We start from the raw sequence: 18,642 nt of genomic DNA on the forward strand, positions 1-18,642 counted from the left end.
ACAATTAAAGGAGAATGTCACATGAAAACAACTAAATTAGTTACATTATCAGCAATTGCCTTATTAGCTATAGGAGCACAAGTCGTGAGTGCCGCAGAGGGAGGCGTCTACGGTTCCAAAGGTGGTGTTCAATTTGTACCAAATACAGATCCGACGAATCCAGTTGACCCAACTGATCCTAATCCAGAAGTACCAGTAAATCCGATTGACCCGGTTGATCCAGAAGGGCCTAATCCAGGGACTGATGGTCCTTTGAGTATTGATTTTGCCTCAAGCTTGGATTTTGGTGTGAATAAGATCGCCAATACGACACAAACGTATTTTGCTAGAGCGCAAACTTATACAGACATTGATCCTACGCCCAATTATGTTCAGGTATCAGACAATCGAGGGACCAACGCCGGTTGGACATTAAAAGTTAAACAAGAGAGTCAGTTTTCAGCAACAACCCCTACGTTAAACAATGTGCTAACGGGTGCTAAAATCACGTTGAAAAACGCGTCAGTGGCGAGTAATTCATCGGCTACTGCCCCGACGGAAAACGATGAGATTGTCCTAAATCCTGATGGCACTGAAAGTTTAGTTATGTCAGCGGCTAATTTGGCTGGAGCAGGGACCTGGACTAACTCTTGGGGCGTTGTAGAAACAGTCTCAGAAGTTAATAAAGAAGGTGAAACCGTCGAAGTGGCAGTGACAAAAGACGTGTCTTTAGAAGTACCCGGTTCAACACCGAAAGATGCCGTTAAATATCAAACCAATTTGGTATGGACATTGACAGACGTACCAGGCAATTAAAAACCGTCAGTTGACGATAAAATAAAAGGAGAGAAAAAAATGAAATTAACAAAAATGGTCACATTATCAACTCTTGCAGTATTGGGTAGTTTAACTCTTGTAACAGCTAGCGTTTCCGCAGCAGATGGTGGGGTTTATGGTTCTAGTGGTCGTATCCAATTTACCCCAAATACTGATCCAACCGATCCAGTGGATCCGATTGATCCAACTGAGCCAATTGATCCCATCGATCCGATTGATCCAGAAGGACCAAATCCTGGAACCAATGGTCCATTGAGTATCGATTTTGCTTCAAGCTTGGATTTTGGTATCCAGAAGATTACTTCAACAACTGAGACATACAAAGCCGCTTCACAAAAATTTAAAGATAAAGATGGCGCTGAACAAGAAGGACCAAACTTCGTTCAAGTGACAGATAATCGGGGGACAGAAGGCGGTTGGACATTGACGGTTAAACAAGAAGACCAATTTACGTCAACGACAGGCAAGGTCTTAACCGGTGCGGCTATCACTCTGGATAATGGAGAAGTGTCTACAGCGTCTGACTCGGCTGCCCCAACAGTCATTGCCACTAACACACTAAAAACGGATGGGACAGCCCATAAAGTAATGGCGGCTGCAGAAGCTCAAGGGGCGGGAACTTATTTAACCCGCTGGGGTAGTGATGTAGCCACAGCTAAAACCAGTATTAGCCTAGAGGTACCAGGTTCAACAACGAAGTATGCTGAAGTTTACTCAGCTAACCTTACTTGGACGTTAACAGATGTTCCGAATAATGACTAAAAAAACCTAATAAACAGGTCAAACAGGAAGAAGCTGAGATAAAGATCTCAGCTTTATCCTGGTGTTTGTTTAAGGAAGAGGGCTTATGAAAAGACAAAAGATAGTGATGATGTTGGGAGCTTTCCTATTCTTAATGTTAATTCCCCATAAAATAATAGCATCAGAATTTAACTTTGCGGTTGTACCAGAAATTCCTGAGAATCAGCTGGATAAAAATAAAACGTATTTTGATTTAAAGATGAATCCAGGAGCGGAGCAAGAATTGATCGTTAAGCTACGAAATGACACGGCTAAAGATATTGTGGTTGAAACGATTATCAGCAGCGCCACAACTAATTCAAATGGTGTAGTTGAGTATGGACCAAATGCGACTAAACCAGATAAAACATTGGCTTTTAATATGGCAGACATCGCCACGACGGAGCCTGAAACAACAGTTCCTGCGGGACAAGAAATTTCTGTTAAAGTTCGTGTGACAATGCCAGAGGAACCGATGTCGGGGGTTGTTGCTGGTGGCATTACGTTTAAAGAAAAAGAAGATGAAACAGCGAGCTCGAAAGCCGACGAAGAAGAGACCGGCATGGCGATTAAAAATAAGTACTCCTATGTTTTGGCTTTATTGGTTCGTCAAAATGAAGAAGAAATAGCCCCAGATCTATTGCTAAATGAAGTTGGCGCAGCACAATCTAATGCCCGGAATATTATTCAAGCCAACTTGCAAAATCCTGTGGCAACCTATCTCAATCAACTGAAAGTAACTGCTGAAATTAGAAAAAAGAACAGTGATAAGGTTCTTTATTCCTCTGAAACTGAGTCGATGCAAATGGCCCCCAACTCCAATTTTAACTACTATGTTCCTTTAAACGGCAAGCCTCTTGAGGCAGGGGACTATCTCATTAAGATAGTAGCTTTTGGCGATAAGGCAGAAGGGGGTAGTTATGAGAGTAAAAATGCTGCTGGAGAGAAAGTCCAGTTTAATCATCGTTGGGAGTTTGAAAAAGAATTTACAATCACGAGTACAGAGGCTAAAAAATTAAACGAAGCTGACGTTTCAATCGTGAAAGACTATACCTGGTTGTACATCTTGATTGGTGTTCTTTTATTGTTAATAGTCGTAGGATTGATACTCTTTTTAGTTAAGCGAAAGAAAAAGAAAGAAGAGGAAAAAGCGGAAAAGGCCAAGAAGAAACGAAAGAAATCAAGGAAATGAACGAGAAATCTCAGGCTAGAAAAGATCGTTTGATAAAAGGATTAATTATTATTTTATTTTTGGGAGGCATTATCTGTTTAGTAATCCCCTTTGCTAAGAGAGCGCTGCTATCTTATCGAATTGAAAGTGTGAGTGTTCAACAGACGTTGTCCGTGCCGACTAATGAAGTTAGTCAGGGGTCGGTGATTATCCAGCCGCCAACTTTAAGTGAAACCTTAGCCCTATATCGTCATCAACCGGAAGCTAGTTTAGGACGCTTGGTTATCCCAGATGTTGCAATTGATGTGCCAATATTCCCTACCTTGATTAATGAAAATCTGCTGTTGGGTGCTGTTACCATGTTTCCAGAACGGGACCCAAATCAAGAAAATCTGGTATTAGTTAGCCATCATTTGTGGAATGAAACGCTGCTTTTTGGCCCTTTAATGAATGTTCAACCGGGTCAAGCCATGTTTTTATCATATGGAGATCAGGTATATCAATACAGAGTGACGGAGATAAAAACCGTGCCAGCTACAGAAATTTCAGTTATGGATAACCGTCAACTAGGGGAACTAACGCTAATAACTTGTGATCGCCCCACATTGACTGATCAGCGATTAGTCGTTAATGGCACTCTCGTAAAAGAGGAACCCGATGAGATTAAAGAGAAAATGCATAATGCCCAGGAACAGGGAGTGAAAACGATTTCTGACAACAGACTCATTATCCGTCATTTTGGTTGGTTACTGGTATGTGTGTTCATAATCATGCTAGTTTTAACGTGGATTGTGATTAAATTGTAACAACTATGGGAGGTGGTAAAATGAAAACTCGTTATTTTTTAAGGATGTTAACGTCTACGTTTTTTTTAGTGGGAATTTTAGGTGGCCAACTATTAACTACCGAAACGGTTTTTGCTAATGGTCCCATTTTGGATCCACTGAATCCTCAGATGGAAATTGAGCCGATTGACTCCTTAGTTAAACCTTCTGAGGAAGCAGCTGAACCTTCATTGAGTCAAACTGAAAAAGCGACTCAAAAAGAAGTGGTGGTAGAGGAACAGCCACCCTCTAAGCCAACAGTAGTAGCGGCACCGTCGTTGTTGGCAGTGGAGGGATTGCCGCCTAAAAATGACAATCATCAACAGCTGGCTTCCGAGTGGGAGAGATTGGGACTAACTTCTCCAAAATTATTGCCAATCAATCGTCGGCTCAATCAAAAGAAATTTGTGACAAATGATTTTTTTCATCAGAAATTAACGATTCCGCCGGAAATTAGCGGCGACGAGCAAGAGATAGTTAGTGAGCTATCACGAATTTGTTATACCTTATCTGGTAAGTTAATCTTTGGTCGCCACGGGCATTCAAACTATTAATTGAGGAGAGGGATTTATGTGCTGGAAATACTACTCGATAAAAACACTGTTAGAAAGCTCAATTTTTTCAGGACGCTAGAAGAAAGTCCCTCACTTTCAGAGCGGGCCAAGATCATGATGGACAAATTGGAAATGTCGGAATATTTGTTGACTAAGACAATTCAGGAATTGAATCACGACTTTAACAAATTTAATTTGACAGAGGTCTTTAACATCTACACCCGTGACGATGAAATAATTCTGGAGGAGAGTTTTTTAGCCACATCTGATTATTTGGAAGAATGCTACTTAGGTCAGTCTCATATTTGTGGAATTATCGAATCCATATTTTTGAATGAATTTATTTCTGTGAACGACTATGCGGTCAACCATTTTATCAGTTATCCGATTATCTATCGGGAATTGAAACACCGACGTGAGGCACTTAAAACCCTAGGTGTCACGATTACCAAGCAGTTCCAGTTTTTTGGGAAAGAGCGAGACATTCGGAACTTATTGACCTTGTTGTTTTCCAAGATTTACAAGCGGGATTTTAGTTTATATGAAGGGTATCGGACAAAAGCAACTGAGCAGATTAACCAATTAGAACGAATTTTTGATACAACCTTTTCCGAGAAAGTTAAAACCGAGTTGATGCATCAGTTATGTGTGAGTCAGAGTCGTCTAAAAACAACGGCGAAAACAGTAGCAGATGAAGTCAGTCAAGAACATATTGATTTCTTTTTCCCAATGATGGGCTTTTTTTCAGAGGAATTAAGGTTTGGGAATTTAAGGGGCGATGACTTAAGGGCAGAGTTGACTTTGGTGTATTCAGAGTTGCTCAGAAATGGTTATGGCAACCAGAAACTTTTTGGAAAATTACGAGAAAACTCAGAAATTCATCAGCGTTCTCAATATTTCGTAGGAGAGGTTGTCTCTAAGTTAAAGTTAGATATTACCAAAATTGATGTTGAGAGATTGTACCAAGAATTAGATATTATTCATTTTCAAGTGGTCTATCTACCTAAACGCAGTCAGATGATTGAACGGCGAATAGATGTTAGCTATTTTGAAGATACGTACAACACATTTTTTCAATTTACGCGCCATTTTATTTTAGAATCTCAGTATCATCCTGAAGGGAAAGGAATATGGGAGTCAGCGATTTTTGTGTTTTATCAATATATATTGTTGTTGATTACAGTCATTCCGCCAGACCTGTATTCAAGCCCGATCTATATCTATGTTGACTTTTCTTTAGGCAAGCTTTATAACGATTATATTATTAAAAATATGTCGATACTAACCTCTTTAAATATTGTGGTAGAAAGTCATTTAAGTGATCAAACGATGCTAATTTTGACGGACACTTATTTGGAAGAGGCAGCTTTGGGAGTTGCGTCTGTCGTCTGGCTAGAACCGCCGAGAGCTCGTGACTGGTCTGTTTTCGCTACTAAAATATTGGAAATTCAAAAATCAGAAAGTTAAGAAAAGCCAGATCAAAAAAATGATTGTAGGAGAGGACAGTTTACATGAAAATAGGCTTCATCAGAGGGTTAAATGCAAAATCAGAGATGGTGGAAATCTGTGATAAGCTGGTTTACGCGGATTCGAGAAAGCCCATCAGTGAAAATGTCATTGAATTTATTGAAGAGTATTTTGAAGAAGAATTAGTCTTTCAAAGTTTGATTGAATTGCGTTTACAGATTTCCCAATTATTACCTATTATGGAAAAAGTGTATGAGAAATGCGCTACAGTCCGTTTCCTTGATAAGGGACATATGCCCCATATGACGGAGCGTGATTATATCAGAATACTGTTAACTATTTCCCGTCAAGAAAAGGAAATAAGATCGATTTGTACAAAAGAATCCTTGGCGAGAGTCAGACGGGAAGGCATTGCTATCGGTCGTCCGACGATTCAAACGACCGTCGTAGATAAGATTGATTTTCTATACAATAATCAAGGGAAAAGTATTCGAGAAGTAGCGGCAATTTGTGAGGTCTCTGTTGGGACTGTTCACAAGTATCTAAAGAAAGTAACAGAGTAGAGACGGGTCTTCCTTACTGATTCCCATTGAATCGGGAAGGCTTTTTGAATACCTAAGTAGTGGGCTGACAACTGTTTTAGCTAATTAGACGTGAGCAAATGATGGTTGAAACATACGCCGAATGTGGCAGCTTTTGGTTACTATTCGTCAAGGGGAGGCTAGGATGATTATCCTAGCCTCCCTTTGAGTTTGCGATCAAATTAAGTATCCACCATCAATTAACGACTAAGTGAGAGTGATTTTTTTAATTGGGGGAGTGACACAAACCAAGCGACGAGTATGCAGGAAATGACTTTGTCGACAAGATTACCAGCAACAGCTCCCCAATAAGCGGAAGTGATCATTTCCTTTCCCGAGGCACGCAAGGCCATGATCACAACGTCGGTTCCTGAGCCTGTAAAGCCACCAAATAAAACCAACCTGATAGGGGCACCAATCATTGGCGCGACAAAGGCTAATATTAAACCAGTGATGATGGCTTTTCTATAAGTTAAATTTCCCTTAGCAATCAAGGCGACGACGATCGCAACTGCTACATTGACTAAAGCAAAAGGAATGGCTAACGGTCCCGTTAACAATCCCATTAATAAGTTTGTTGTAACACCAGTCAGAATTCCGTAAGACATGCCAAAGGTGGAAGCGACTAAAATTGTTCCGATTGTATCCAAAAAAAGCAATGGAATTTTTAAAGCGGATACTGTGGATCCCAGAACGACGTTTAGTACGACTGCAATGGCGCAAAAAGCTAATATTTTTACTTTGTTAGTTGTCATAAAGAGGGTCTCCTTGTATGAAAGTTTCGACTAATGTGGCCATATTTCTTTGCTGATCGTCTCTGTACCAAAGGGGGATTTCCATAAAAGCTTGATTTAAGTCGTTTTTTTGGCAAAGGTCGAAGAATTCTTCCATCAAAATACCTCTTTGCCCTGAAATTGAACAGTTGGGGCTATCATTGATGCCGATAATCCCAAGGTAATGGTAGTGATTTTCGCGATAGGCAATCAGCTGCTGGATGATGGGGTGAAGTAGCGTTCGACATCGTTCGCGATATCCATTAATTGACTGATACTGTTGATAAGTCATCGGCGGTCGGTTCATGCCTAGTTCCAAGAATTCTGGACAAGGAAGTTGAAGAAAAGAAATGCCAGCATTTAGTAAGTAAGAAGCCATAGGAAAGGCACCTTCTGCTCTTTCCCAATCGTTGATAACCACATTTTGATTAAGAATACAGTGAGAGACGGCGACAATTTTTTTTTGACGTGTCAACTTGACAATCACACTCCTTTATCTTTGGTTTTGATAGCTAGTATTCTCATTGTACACTACAAGTTACTTGTTTCACAATGTCGTTTTGTTGGAGAAAAGTGACGTATTATCAGAAGATTTACAATCGGAGGTTTGTTTTATAAAAAAGATGTTAGGGTTAACCTAACATCTTTTGGTCAAATTTATGATGCCTTTCCACTGAGATAAGCTTGCTCGATAATGTGACTCAATTCGACAGCGACATCAATTCCGTACTCTTTATTGTCTGGCAAAGAAGGATCAGTAATCAACTCAGAAAAAACTTCAATTGGATAAGGATATGTGGCTAATGTTGTGCCGTCAATGGTAGTCTTGGTCTCATAAGTGCTATCAATATCTGATTGAATAAAGATAGTTTCTCCTGTCGCAGAACCAGGTGAGCCCAAAACGATGATGGAGCCTTTTTGACCAATTATTTCCAAATAATTATCGCTGGTGGTGGTGACAAATGAGGTATAAGCTGTTCCGATGGCATTATTTTCAAACTCTATAATTGTTGTGGAATTATCATCAATTCCTTTCCCACCAATCTCAGTCATTATCGCTTTGATTGTTTTAGGTTTTCCACAAAGATAGGGCAAGAGAGCTAGTCCATGGCACCCTAGATCAAGCGTGACACCCCCGCCAGTCTGATTGACGTCGTACCAATAATCAGGTAACCAGTTTTGGAGGACGCCGGCATGGGCACGTCGAAAATAAACAGAGACGACATCGCCGATCGTTCCTTTGGCGATTTCTTCTTTCGCGAAGCGATAGCTACCTGAAATCAAGGATTCCAGTGATAAAATAAAGCGGCAGTTACTGGCATCAAGGGCAGCTTTAATCTCTAAAGCATCTTGTTTGGTGGTGCTCATTGGTTTGTCAACAAAGATGTGTTTGCCATGGGAAATCGCTTGTAAAATCAGCTCTTTGTGAGTGGTGGTGGCTGCTTCGATAATGACACCGTCGACTTCTGGATCAGAGAGGACTTTCTTTAGATCGCTTTCGTAAGTGCCACCATATTTTTGTGAAGCGGCTAGTCCTCGTTCTTTATTTGAATCCCAAACATATAGACATTGGTCATCAGGTATTTTACTTAAAAAGCCTGCTGTATGGACGTGCCAATCAGTTAATAATGCGTATTTCAAGTGCGTCACCCTTTCAAACGTTATTTTTGTTTTGCTATTACGTAATCAATCACTTTTATTATACGGTTTCAGTCTAAGGAAAGCAATTGATCTGTGAGAGGTGTTGACGGTCTAAAAGATGGTATACTTGTTACTAAGATTAACTAGGAGGGAATTATGATTATATGGTTAAATGGGGCTTTTGGTTCTGGTAAATCGACAATTGGAACCTTGCTGCAACAGAAATTGACACCGTCTTTTATTTACGATCCAGAAATTATTGGGGGCTTTTTAACCGCCAATCTGCCAGAGTCCATGCAGTTGAGTGATTTTCAAGATTACCCTGAATGGCGACAGTGGAACCTTCACTTATTGAAAAAAATTGCCAGTCAGTTTCAAGGAGTGGTTATTGTTCCGATGACCTTGTATCAGAAGGCGTATTTTGATGAGATAATGACTGGTCTAGCAATAAGCGGCCTTGAGGTTCACCATTTTCAGTTGGAAGTTGACAAGACCCTTATAGGGGAACGCTTGAAACGGAGAGAGGATGGCACGTTCAATTGGGGAATGTCGAAGGTTGATGAAATCCTGGCTTTTTTTGAGACCTTGCCCCTGGAGCAAAAAATTGTCAATCAGGACAGGTCTTTAGCGGAGGTAGTCGATGAGATTATCGCTCGTCTGAGCTAAAGAAGGCGTGTTAGTTAGTTGATCTTAGGCGCTGGTGGTAGCATGGAAGACGATTGGCTGATGAGACAGTTCAAGGCGGTCGGTTCGGGAATCGGCATGGTTCTTAAGAAGGAGTTAAGTTCGGTGGAACTTGGTGACATTCAGGTAAATGAAGGAGAAGCTCTTTCTCGAGAAGTTTTGTTAAACGAACTTTTGGCTAATGGAGAATATCAGCAAGCTTTTTTGTTAGTCAATTCATTAAAATTCAAGATGTCTCTTTATGAGTTTAACATAGTGGCGGATTGGTTTATTGGTTATCTCAAAAAATTACCCCAGGATGCTGAGCCAATTTCAGCAAGGTTAATTGAAGACTACCATGAAAAGTTAAAAGCTTTATTGTAACTAAAAACCCATTCGGATCAGAAGATTCGAATGGGTTTTGTTTTAATTATCAACGGCTTCTAACCAGGCTTTGGCTATTTCAACATGCCCAGCTCGAGTGGGGTGAACGCCATCTTCGCCAGTATAATGTTGAAAGGAGTGAGTGATGCCCAATTGGTTTAAGCGGCCATCTAAGGGGACAAACAGGCAGTTAAATTCAACGGCCATCTTGCGGACAACTTGAAGCCGTTGGTCGAGATCAGATCGCCATTCATAACGGTCTGCGGGATAGGGCAATAAAAACGGCTCCATTAAGACGATTCGCGTGATGCCTGAGGCAGTTATGTCGGTGAGCAATTTCCGATACTGTTCTTCAAAGGTAGGCCCAATTGTCTCGCCGCCAAACCCTGGCTCTCCTAGAGTGTGCCAAGTATCATTGACACCGATTAAAATGGACACAACATCTGGCTTGAGTGCTAGACAGTCCGTTGTTAGCCGTTCCAATAAGTCATTAATGCGATTGCCCCCGATTCCTCGGTTGGAAAAACGTAAATCAAAGTCGGGGTAACGGTGTTCCAGATAACTGGCAACATAGAGTGGGTATCCGCCTCCTAGATCCTCAGATAGTTGCCGGTTACGGTCGTTATCGGTAATACTGTCACCGAAGAACAGGATGTGGTCTTCTGGATGTAAGGTCATATTGTCGACTCCTTTATCATAGATTAGTTCAGTTAGTTGTGATAACACTATTGTATGAGTTGAAAGTCTTTTGGTCAATAAATTGAAAAAAAATCAGCAAAAAATCGTTCATCAACCGACAGAGCCTGACGAATTATGAACGATTATTTTTCATTGGTTTTTTCTTTTTCAAACTTCGTCTCAGCAAGCGGCAAATGGCTGAATACTTCCTTAGAGACTGATACTGTTTCTTTGAGATGTAGATCTTTTTGGTTAGGGGAACTTTTCGAACTTGTCTTAGAGCGCTATATTTATCTCGGTAAATAAATGATTCAACTTGGACCCGATATTTGAAATTCCAAGCATGATTTGGAAATTTTCTCTTGTATACTCCCCAAAAGTATTCAAGATGTTTAACAGAATGAATTAATTTTCGAAATTCAGATTTAGTTATTATAATTGCTATCACTTCCCACCACTCGTATTATATAAGGAAGGTTAACTAAAATCAATTGAAATGCCGATATTAATGAGGAAAATTTTTGTTTTTTTAGTTAGGTTATATTGACTAAAAGGCACGACCCTTTGACTAGTCATTAGGAGAAACTCATTAATTACGGGACTTGAAGTGAGCGAAAGCGCAAAAAATAAAAAAGATTTCTCATTAAAAATTAACAATTTAACCCTTTTCATGTATAATGGTAGAGAATCTTGTTTACTGTTGAGCTATCTCTCTAATGAAATAACGAAAAATAGAAAGCGTTTTCTATGCTGGTTTTTTCTCAAGTGTCTGATCTCATAGGATGATAGTTCTGTTATTTTAGTCGGATTTGGAGATCTATTAGTGCTTTTTCGAACAAGATAAAGAATGATGTGTCGCATTTAAGTTTAATTTATGGTTTGATGAATATAATGGAGGGGTGAATGGGGATCGATTTCCCATAATTTAAGATTGGGGATGGACAGTTATGAAATTGAAGGATGTTTTAAGATATTGCTTTTTATTAGAGTCCGTAAATGAGAGTTACTTAAACAAAGACATTACCACAATTACCCAAGATACAAGACAGGTTACGAAAGGCAGTTTGTTTATTGCTATTGAAGGAGCTAATTTCGATGGCCACAGTCTGATTCAAGAGGCACTTGAAAAAGGCGCGACTGCTGTGGTCGTTGAAAGGCGACCAAATGATCAGACTATGCCCTATGTCCTCGTTCCAGATACTAAAAAAGCTTTAGCAGAAATTGCCAATGCTTTTTATGGCAATCCCAGTGAGACGTTAAACGTAGTAGGGGTTACGGGAACAAATGGAAAGACGACAATTACGCATTTAGTTGATCAGATAGTTGACTTATTAGGTCATAAAGCGGGCATAATTGGGACCATGTACAATAAAATCGATGACCAAGTGCTACCAACAATTAACACGACCCCAGATAGCATTACCATTCAAAAATTGTTGCAACAAATGAATCGTGCTGGAGTGTCAGTGTCGGCTCTGGAAGTTTCCTCTCATGGATTGGCCCAAGGACGAACCTGGGGCATCGATTTTGACATCGCCGTGTTTACTAACTTAACCCAAGATCATCTGGATTTTCATGGGTCAATGGAAGAGTACTTTCTGGCGAAAAGCTTGTTGTTCTCTCAGTTAGGTAATTCTTACACAGGGAAGCGCAAGTTGGCGGTTATTAATCAAGATGATTCCTATGGGCGTAAACTCAGCCAAATGACCAGCGCGAATGTGTTGACTTATGGGTGTGAAGGCCAAGGTGATTTACAAGCACGTCGGATTCGTATCGATTCCACAGGTACCTCATTTAATTTATGTTTTCAAGAGGTGTCTTATGAGGTTCAGACGATGCTGATTGGCGAGTTTAATGTTTATAATTTACTTGCGGCGATCGGTGTTACGATCGGGTTGGGCTATAACTTCGAGGAAGTTCTTGAAGTGATTCCTGCTATTAAGCCGGTTATGGGCAGATTTCAGCTGGTAGCTAATGCCAAGAAAGTAGCGGCAATCGTTGATTATGCCCACACACCAGATGGTTTGGAAAATGTGTTAGAAACCGCTCAAGAAATTGCTACGAAAAAGATCTTCTGTGTGGTTGGCTGTGGCGGTGATCGAGATAAGACAAAACGACCTTTGATGGCTGAGATTGCCTTAAAGTATGCGACAACGGCTATATTTACAACCGATAATCCGCGAAGGGAAGAACCGATGAGTATTGTGGAGGATATGATCGCAGGTACCCACCAAGATAATTACATGATTGAATTAGACCGCAAAAAAGCCATTCAGCTAGCAATGGATTTAGCGGAGGAAGGGGATCTTGTGTTAGTGGCTGGTAAGGGGCATGAGACCTATCAAATTACAGGTGAGAAAACAATTCATTTTGACGATAGCGAAATAATCAGCGAGTATCAACCGAGCATCGAAGTGCGATAAAGGGTGACAGCTCCTAGTGAATAACTTAGTGGAACGATCAAGCTAATCATTTATGATGCGCATTACGCATAGCAAGTATAGAAGGAAGTGGTTAAATTCAATGTGTGGTTTTGTAGGGATTATTCATTTTAACGCGAAACAAGAACTTGATTACGATCAAAAAATTCGCGAGATGAACAAAGAAATTGCTCATCGCGGACCAGATAGCGAAGGGTATTACAGCAATGAGACCATCCATTATGGTTTTCGTCGTTTGAGTATTCTTGATTTAGAATGTGGCTCACAGCCGATGAGTTTTGCGGATGAGCGTTATTGGATTGTGTTTAATGGTGAAATTTACAATCATCAAGAGCATCGTGAAGCCCTTGAAAAACAAGGGGTTCAGTTTGCGACGGCGACGGACACAGAAGTGATTTTGGCTCTTTATGATAAATATAAAGAAAAAACCGCTAGTATGTTGCGTGGGATGTTTGCTTTTCTCATATGGGACAGCCAGGAAGAAATTATTTATGGCGCCAGAGATCAATTTGGGATGAAGCCGATGTACCTGTCTCAAATTGATGGTGATTATTATGTTGCCTCTGAAAATAAGGCGATTGAAAAACTAATGCCAAATAAAACAATCAACCGTTCAGGGTTACAACATTATTTTACTTTTCAGTATGTACCAGGCGAAAAGCGTCTAGTGGAAGGAATTGAATCGATTAATCCTGGCACGTATTTTACGATTGATAAACAGGGAACCGTGGCCTTTACTCGCTATTATCAAGCTACATTTAAACCGGTGGATATGGAAGAAAGTGTTTTAGCTAAGCAGATTTCTGATGTCCTCCACGACAGTGTCAAGGCACATATGCGAGCCGATGTGACGGTTGGTTCTTTTTTATCAGGTGGTGTTGATTCCTCGATTATTGTCGCTTTGGCCCGTCAACTAAGTCCCAAGCTTAAAACATTTTCTGTCGGGTTTGAACGAGAGGGATTCAATGAAATTGAAGTGGCTCAAGAGACGGCAGCTAAGCTGGATGTTGAAAACTTTAGTCGGATTATCACCCCTGCAGATTTTATCGCTGAGTTTGACCACTATATTTGGAATCTTGATGATCCGTTAGCGGATCCAGCGGCAGTTGCTCAATATTTTCTGGCCCAAGTGGCCGGTGAACACTGTACCGTTTCTCTGTCAGGAGAAGGAGCGGATGAATTGTTTGGGGGATACCCCATATATCATGAACCGATCTCACTGGCATCTTTTGAGAGGCTTCCTCAGGGGGTAAATAAAGTCATCCATTCTGTTGCGCGGAAACTCCCTCGTACGATGAAAGGACGGGGCTTTTTGTTAAGAGGCTCAACACCTTTGGAAGAGCGATTTGTCGGGAATGCTAAGATCTTCACTGAAGAGGAAAAGCGGCCATTTTTAAAAACGTTTGATGCCGATCAGCATTATATGCAAGTGACAGCTCCTTTTTATAAACGCAGTGTTGGCTTGGACCCAACTACGCGGATGCAAGATTTAGATATGCATACTTGGTTAGTGGATGATTTGCTTCACAATGCAGATCGGACAACAATGGCTTCAAGTATTGAATTGCGTGCCCCATTTGTGGATAAGGAAGTATTTCGCGTGGCAGCTCAGATTCCGACGTCACTGAAATTTAAAAACAACACAACCAAGTATTTATTGCGCAAGGCGGCTGAAGAATTTGTACCGGAGCATGTGCTGTATCGTGAAAAACTGGGTTTTCCAGTACCAATTCGTTTTTGGCTCCAAAATGAATTATATGACTGGGCAAGACAGATTATCACTGAGGCTAAGACGGATGAATTTATCAATCGACAGTATGTCCTTGAGATGTTAGAAAATCACCGTAAAGGTGAAGAGGATTTTTCACGCAAGTTGTGGACCTTCATCACCTTTATTCGCTGGTATGAGATTCACCTACTGATGGACTAAGAAAAACAAGCTAGAACCAGATTTAATAGGTTCTAGCTTGTTTTTGGCGCTAATTAAAGAGCGGCGATGATCTTTTGTTGGTCGTCAGTTAAATTAAAGTCGAAGATGGCTAAATTAAGTTCCTGACGATGTTTATCGTGGGATTTTGGAATGACAATGACACCTCGCGCTACTTGATAGCGCAAGATTACTTGGGCCCACGTTTTGCCGTAATCATTGCCGATCGTTGTGAGGCTTTCTTTCGCTTGGTCATTGACACGCGACAATGGCCCCCATGCTTCAGGTATGACGCCTTCTTTTAATGAATAGTCAATAATCGCGTCGTTCCATTTGCCAGGATGAGATTCGATTTGATTGACCGCTGGTTTAATGCGAGCATGAGTGAGTAAGTGACCCAGCTGTTCTTGATTAAAGTTGGAAACACCAATCGCTTTTAACACCCCTTTGTCCACATGATCTTCCAAAACTTTCCAGGTCGCCAGCATTTCTGCTAAACTATCCCAAGGATGATGAATCAAGTACAGATCGATGTAAGTTGTATTTAATGCTTTTAGGCTCTGTTCAACGCCTTTGCGGACTACCGCTTCGTCCGCCGTATAGGCTGGCTCACCTGGTAGTTTAGAGGTGAGAAAAAAGTCGGAACGATCTAATCCACTCTCAGCGATCCCTTTTGCTACAACCGCTTCATTGCGGTAACTAATGGCTGTATCGAAATGACGATAGCCGGCGTTGATAGCTGAACGTATTTCGGTTGTATCATTGTTAATGGCTGCCAGATAGTCGTGATTTTCTTTGCCATAGGTATTTGTGCCGCTGCCAATAACGGGAATTTCAATCCCTGTGTTTAGTTTGAACGTTTTCATCATGTCACCCTTTCTGATTATCTTGCTTCTATCATGCATCCTGTAAAATAATTCAAATCGATTGCTACATTGAATTATTTAACACGATGGATCTAGTATTAATCTTAACAAAAATAAAAGGTTGAGACAAAGAAAGGGACTTATGTGACGTCTATTTTTGTTAAGCTGTCTCGGTTTAAAGGGGAACAGTCTGTAGAAACGGATGGGGATGGATCAGATTGAATGTCGGTTATAGGTTAAAACTGGAAGAAAGCCTGCTATCTCTGAAAAAGTGAGCGGAAATAAATGATTGTTTAGTGTTATTCAATGAACAGCGGATGATTAGTGAGCAAAGTTAGTGCCTGACATAGAGGTCCTAGCTTTTTTAGTCGTTTTAAAGACCGCTTACATTTTTGCAAGGTAAGATGGCAACAATCTCTACTGATATTTTTTATCAATCAACTATATAATGAGTTTAATTGGAGGTGAAGAAATGAAAGAGCGGACCATTCAGATTATTAAATACTTTATTAGTAATCAGGAAACGATTACATTCGACATACTTTCCAAACAGTTTCAAGTGAGTGCTCGAACCCTACGAAATGAGGTTAATGAGATTAACCATTTTTTGGCTCAGCAACACATTAGCCCAATCAAAAATAAACGAGGAGAAGGATTGAAGCTAGCGATTGATCAGGACAAACAGGCAGCTCTCTTAACGGTTATTGAAGATCTGTCAGAGTCTCTTTACTTTACACCGGAAGAACGACTCTTTGATTTGCTATTGGCAAGTGGGGTTGGTCAGAAAGCGCTGTATTTATATGAGAAGGAAAGAGAGTATCAGGTATCTAAAAGTACCTTGGATGACGATATGCGGCGTTTGCGTCAGCTGTTAAAACCTTACGGCGTTGATGTTATTAGTATACCCAAGCAGGGAATTGTCTTAAGTGGAAGTGAGCGAACGATTCGAACCATGCTGTATGATATGATGGTGACTTTTATTGGCATTGCTGATTATCAGCTAGATGAAGTTGATGAGCGTATTTTGGATAAAATTCTTTTTAGCTATATTTCCAGAGACACTTTCTATCAGTTGGATGGGATTTATGATCAAACTATTTCTGCTCGGGAAGAGAATGTTTATCGCAAACACCTGTTATTATTTACCGCAATCTGGCTTAGCCGTTTTAAGTTAGGGAATACCGTTGCCAATACATTGCCAGATGATACGGCGGTGACTAAATCGGAGATGTGGCACTTTGTTGATGGTGTAATTATGGACTTTAAGCTCGATTGTTCTTTGAATGAGCGGCAATATATAGCCTTTATTCTTGAGAGTTTTAATAAAAAAGATATGACGAATTCAATTGAATGGGTTCAAGCCCAGCTCTTAACGATTCAGCTGATACAGCATGTTGAAAGGGAGACGAAAATTCCTTTTAGCAGGCGGGAAGAGCTGCTGTATGAAGGGTTGTATAAACATTTAACAGGCTTATTGCATCGCATGAAGACTAATTTTCAAGTGGTGAATCCTCTAAGAGAAAACATTGCCAGCCACTATCCGGAAATTTACGACTCCATCGTCAGATTTTCACCTGCTATTGAAGAGGTGGCTAAACAACCCCTAACGTTGGATGAGATTGCTTTTTTGACTATTTATTTTTCCACCTCAGAAAGTCGGATAAATCAGGAATTGGATTACCTGTTTAGAACCGCAGTGGTTTGCAATCATGGCACAGCAACCGCACATCTGTTAGCAGAAAACTTAAAAGAACTTTTTAATATCGAAGTGATTGCAGTCTTAAGTTCAAGGGAATTATCCGTCCTGAAACGATTAGATGTGGATCTGGTGTTTTCAACAGTTCGTCTGGAGCAACAGAGTTTGCCAACTTTGTTACTGAATCCGATATTGCGAGAACAGGATAAAATCCGTGTTAAGCACTACTTAAGGTCCCATCAGCATTTGCGCAGAGTTGTCAATGAGCCTAGGAATAGTACGAGTCTATTGTTTTCTTTATTGGGGATTATTGAGCAAAGTGGTGGGACAGTCACCCGTGATATCTATCAAAAAGTTGAGCAGGCCTTCAGGAATCATCAACTTAAAATTAATCAAGAGGAGATACAGCCGATGCTAGAAGACGTACTAAATGAATCAGGAATCCGTTTAAAGGTTCCATCTGCTAATTGGGAGGAAGCCATTGAGGAGGTGGCCCAGCCTTTAGTGACAGCCCAAGTGATTGAACCTCGGTATATCAGGGCCATGATCGACTCCTTAAAGGAATTTGGTCCTTATATTGTCATAGGCAAACATTTGGCGTTGGCTCATGCCAGACCAGAAGACGGTGTCAACAAACTAGGTATTAGTGTGCTGACCTTGGAACAGCCCCTTGTTTTTGGACATGAAGAAAATGATCCCGTTAAAATTATTTTCTGTCTAGCAGCTGTCGATAGCTATTCACATTTAAATATCATGAAGAATTTAGTAGCACTGATTCATGATGAAGAGAAAATTCAGCGATTGACAGAGGCCACCAGTAAAAGTGAGTTTCAGGCTATTTTACACCAAAGGACGTAATCAAACAGTAGCACTCAATTGGAGTTGAGGAGTGTTAGGTATATAGTATCTACTAAATAATCACCTTTTTGTTGTTAAACTTTCAGCCGGAAAATGCTGAAAGCATCACTCTTTTTGATCCTGCAGATGAGTTAATGAAACCATCTGTCTGATTATTTCACATGATGTATATAGTAAAAAAAACAGAGACGAGGAAAAGAAAATGGGAAAAATGACGATTTTATTTGTCTGTGGGGCAGGTTTGGGCAGTAGTTTTGCTGCGCAGATGTCAACAGAAGACGTCTTAACAAAATTAGGTGTCGAGGCTAAGCTGGATCACACGGATATTTCATCAGCCGTTTCAATGAAAGCTGATTTGATTATTACGGCGGAAAATTTCCGTTCACAGTTTGAAAAGTATACCATCGATGAAAACAAAACAACCATTATGTATTTAAAAAATATTGTATCAAAAGTGGAGATTGAGGAAAAGATTGTGCCGATTTTTAAAGAGAAAGGGATTCTATAAAATAGATAAAGGAG

The 18,642-nt window shown here is 40.4% G+C and carries 18 protein-coding genes; 13 read left to right on the top strand and 5 right to left on the bottom strand.

Annotated features, from left to right (window positions below):
* The first annotated feature begins 21 nt into the window (after window positions 1-21).
* From I6N95_RS01185 to I6N95_RS01215, 7 genes are all read left to right on the top strand, one after another.
* Window positions 22-795 (top strand): WxL domain-containing protein, encoded by a 774-nt coding sequence (locus I6N95_RS01185; protein ID WP_209524506.1) that lies wholly within the window; start codon window positions 22-24, stop codon window positions 793-795.
* Between the two features lie 39 nt (window positions 796-834).
* Window positions 835-1,578, top strand: a complete 744-nt coding sequence (locus I6N95_RS01190; protein ID WP_209524507.1) for a WxL domain-containing protein — start codon at window positions 835-837, stop codon at window positions 1,576-1,578.
* An 85-nt stretch (window positions 1,579-1,663) separates the two neighbouring features.
* The gene (locus I6N95_RS01195; protein WP_209524508.1) at window positions 1,664-2,788 is read left to right on the top strand and encodes a WxLIP family cell surface protein; all 1,125 of its coding nucleotides are present in this window, start codon (window positions 1,664-1,666) and stop codon (window positions 2,786-2,788) included.
* Window positions 2,785-3,573 (top strand): class A sortase, encoded by a 789-nt coding sequence (locus tag I6N95_RS01200; protein WP_209524509.1) that lies wholly within the window; start codon window positions 2,785-2,787, stop codon window positions 3,571-3,573. The genes I6N95_RS01195 and I6N95_RS01200 overlap by 4 nt, the downstream gene beginning before the upstream one ends.
* A 20-nt stretch (window positions 3,574-3,593) precedes the next feature.
* Window positions 3,594-4,145: a hypothetical protein gene (locus I6N95_RS01205; RefSeq protein WP_209524510.1), complete on the top strand. Its 552-nt coding sequence runs from the start codon at window positions 3,594-3,596 to the stop codon at window positions 4,143-4,145.
* An 18-nt stretch (window positions 4,146-4,163) separates the two neighbouring features.
* Window positions 4,164-5,612 carry a helix-turn-helix domain-containing protein gene (locus I6N95_RS01210; protein ID WP_209524511.1) on the top strand — a complete coding sequence of 483 codons (1,449 nt, stop codon included), beginning with the start codon at window positions 4,164-4,166 and terminating at the stop codon, window positions 5,610-5,612.
* 44 nt (window positions 5,613-5,656) lie between these two features.
* Window positions 5,657-6,175 carry a recombinase family protein gene (locus I6N95_RS01215; protein WP_209524512.1) on the top strand — a complete coding sequence of 173 codons (519 nt, stop codon included), beginning with the start codon at window positions 5,657-5,659 and terminating at the stop codon, window positions 6,173-6,175.
* A 218-nt stretch (window positions 6,176-6,393) separates the two neighbouring features.
* Here I6N95_RS01215 and I6N95_RS01220 read toward each other — a convergent pair whose 3' ends face one another.
* The 3 genes from I6N95_RS01220 to I6N95_RS01230 all read right to left on the bottom strand — a co-directional run bounded on the left by I6N95_RS01220 (window position 6,394) and on the right by I6N95_RS01230 (window position 8,607).
* Entirely contained in the window at window positions 6,394-6,948 is a 555-nt protein-coding gene (locus I6N95_RS01220; protein WP_209524513.1) for a CD3073 family putative ECF transporter S component, read from the bottom strand.
* The gene (locus I6N95_RS01225) at window positions 6,938-7,441 is read right to left on the bottom strand and encodes a CD3072 family TudS-related putative desulfidase (protein ID WP_209524514.1); all 504 of its coding nucleotides are present in this window, start codon (window positions 7,439-7,441) and stop codon (window positions 6,938-6,940) included. The genes I6N95_RS01220 and I6N95_RS01225 overlap by 11 nt, the downstream gene beginning before the upstream one ends.
* Window positions 7,442-7,623: 182 nt before the next feature.
* On the bottom strand, window positions 7,624-8,607 hold the full coding sequence (locus tag I6N95_RS01230; protein WP_209524515.1) for a Gfo/Idh/MocA family protein: 984 nt from the start codon (window positions 8,605-8,607) through the stop codon (window positions 7,624-7,626).
* A 156-nt stretch (window positions 8,608-8,763) separates the two neighbouring features.
* On the opposite strand from I6N95_RS01230, the gene I6N95_RS01235 reads away from it, so the two are divergent.
* Both I6N95_RS01235 and I6N95_RS01240 read left to right on the top strand, forming a co-directional pair.
* Window positions 8,764-9,273 (top strand): AAA family ATPase, encoded by a 510-nt coding sequence (locus tag I6N95_RS01235; RefSeq protein ID WP_209524516.1) that lies wholly within the window; start codon window positions 8,764-8,766, stop codon window positions 9,271-9,273.
* A gap of 18 nt (window positions 9,274-9,291) precedes the next feature.
* Complete coding sequence (locus I6N95_RS01240; RefSeq protein WP_209524517.1) at window positions 9,292-9,654, top strand: hypothetical protein; 363 nt, start codon at window positions 9,292-9,294, stop codon at window positions 9,652-9,654.
* A 42-nt stretch (window positions 9,655-9,696) separates the two neighbouring features.
* On the opposite strand, the gene I6N95_RS01245 is transcribed toward I6N95_RS01240, so the two are convergent.
* Window positions 9,697-10,332, bottom strand: coding sequence for an SGNH/GDSL hydrolase family protein (locus I6N95_RS01245; protein ID WP_209524518.1), 636 nt, complete (start codon window positions 10,330-10,332; stop codon window positions 9,697-9,699).
* A gap of 947 nt (window positions 10,333-11,279) precedes the next feature.
* Between I6N95_RS01245 and I6N95_RS01250 the strand changes: the two genes are divergently transcribed.
* Window positions 11,280-12,755, top strand: coding sequence for a UDP-N-acetylmuramoyl-L-alanyl-D-glutamate--2,6-diaminopimelate ligase (locus I6N95_RS01250; protein ID WP_209524519.1), 1,476 nt, complete (start codon window positions 11,280-11,282; stop codon window positions 12,753-12,755).
* Window positions 12,756-12,855: 100 nt separating this feature from the next.
* Window positions 12,856-14,703, top strand: coding sequence for an asparagine synthase (glutamine-hydrolyzing) (gene asnB, locus I6N95_RS01255; RefSeq protein ID WP_209524520.1), 1,848 nt, complete (start codon window positions 12,856-12,858; stop codon window positions 14,701-14,703).
* 53 nt (window positions 14,704-14,756) lie between these two features.
* Here asnB and I6N95_RS01260 read toward each other — a convergent pair whose 3' ends face one another.
* Entirely contained in the window at window positions 14,757-15,566 is an 810-nt protein-coding gene (locus I6N95_RS01260) for an aldo/keto reductase family protein (protein WP_209524521.1), read from the bottom strand.
* Window positions 15,567-16,038: 472 nt separating this feature from the next.
* On the opposite strand from I6N95_RS01260, the gene I6N95_RS01265 reads away from it, so the two are divergent.
* Together I6N95_RS01265 and I6N95_RS01270 are read left to right on the top strand one after the other, a co-directional pair.
* Window positions 16,039-18,120 (top strand): BglG family transcription antiterminator, encoded by a 2,082-nt coding sequence (locus I6N95_RS01265; protein WP_209524522.1) that lies wholly within the window; start codon window positions 16,039-16,041, stop codon window positions 18,118-18,120.
* Between the two features lie 202 nt (window positions 18,121-18,322).
* Window positions 18,323-18,628: a PTS sugar transporter subunit IIB gene (locus I6N95_RS01270; protein WP_209524523.1), complete on the top strand. Its 306-nt coding sequence runs from the start codon at window positions 18,323-18,325 to the stop codon at window positions 18,626-18,628.
* Window positions 18,629-18,642: the final 14 nt, after the last annotated feature.

It is taken from the genome of Vagococcus allomyrinae (genome assembly GCF_017829975.1).
Lineage (GTDB): Bacteria > Bacillota > Bacilli > Lactobacillales > Vagococcaceae > Vagococcus_D > Vagococcus_D allomyrinae.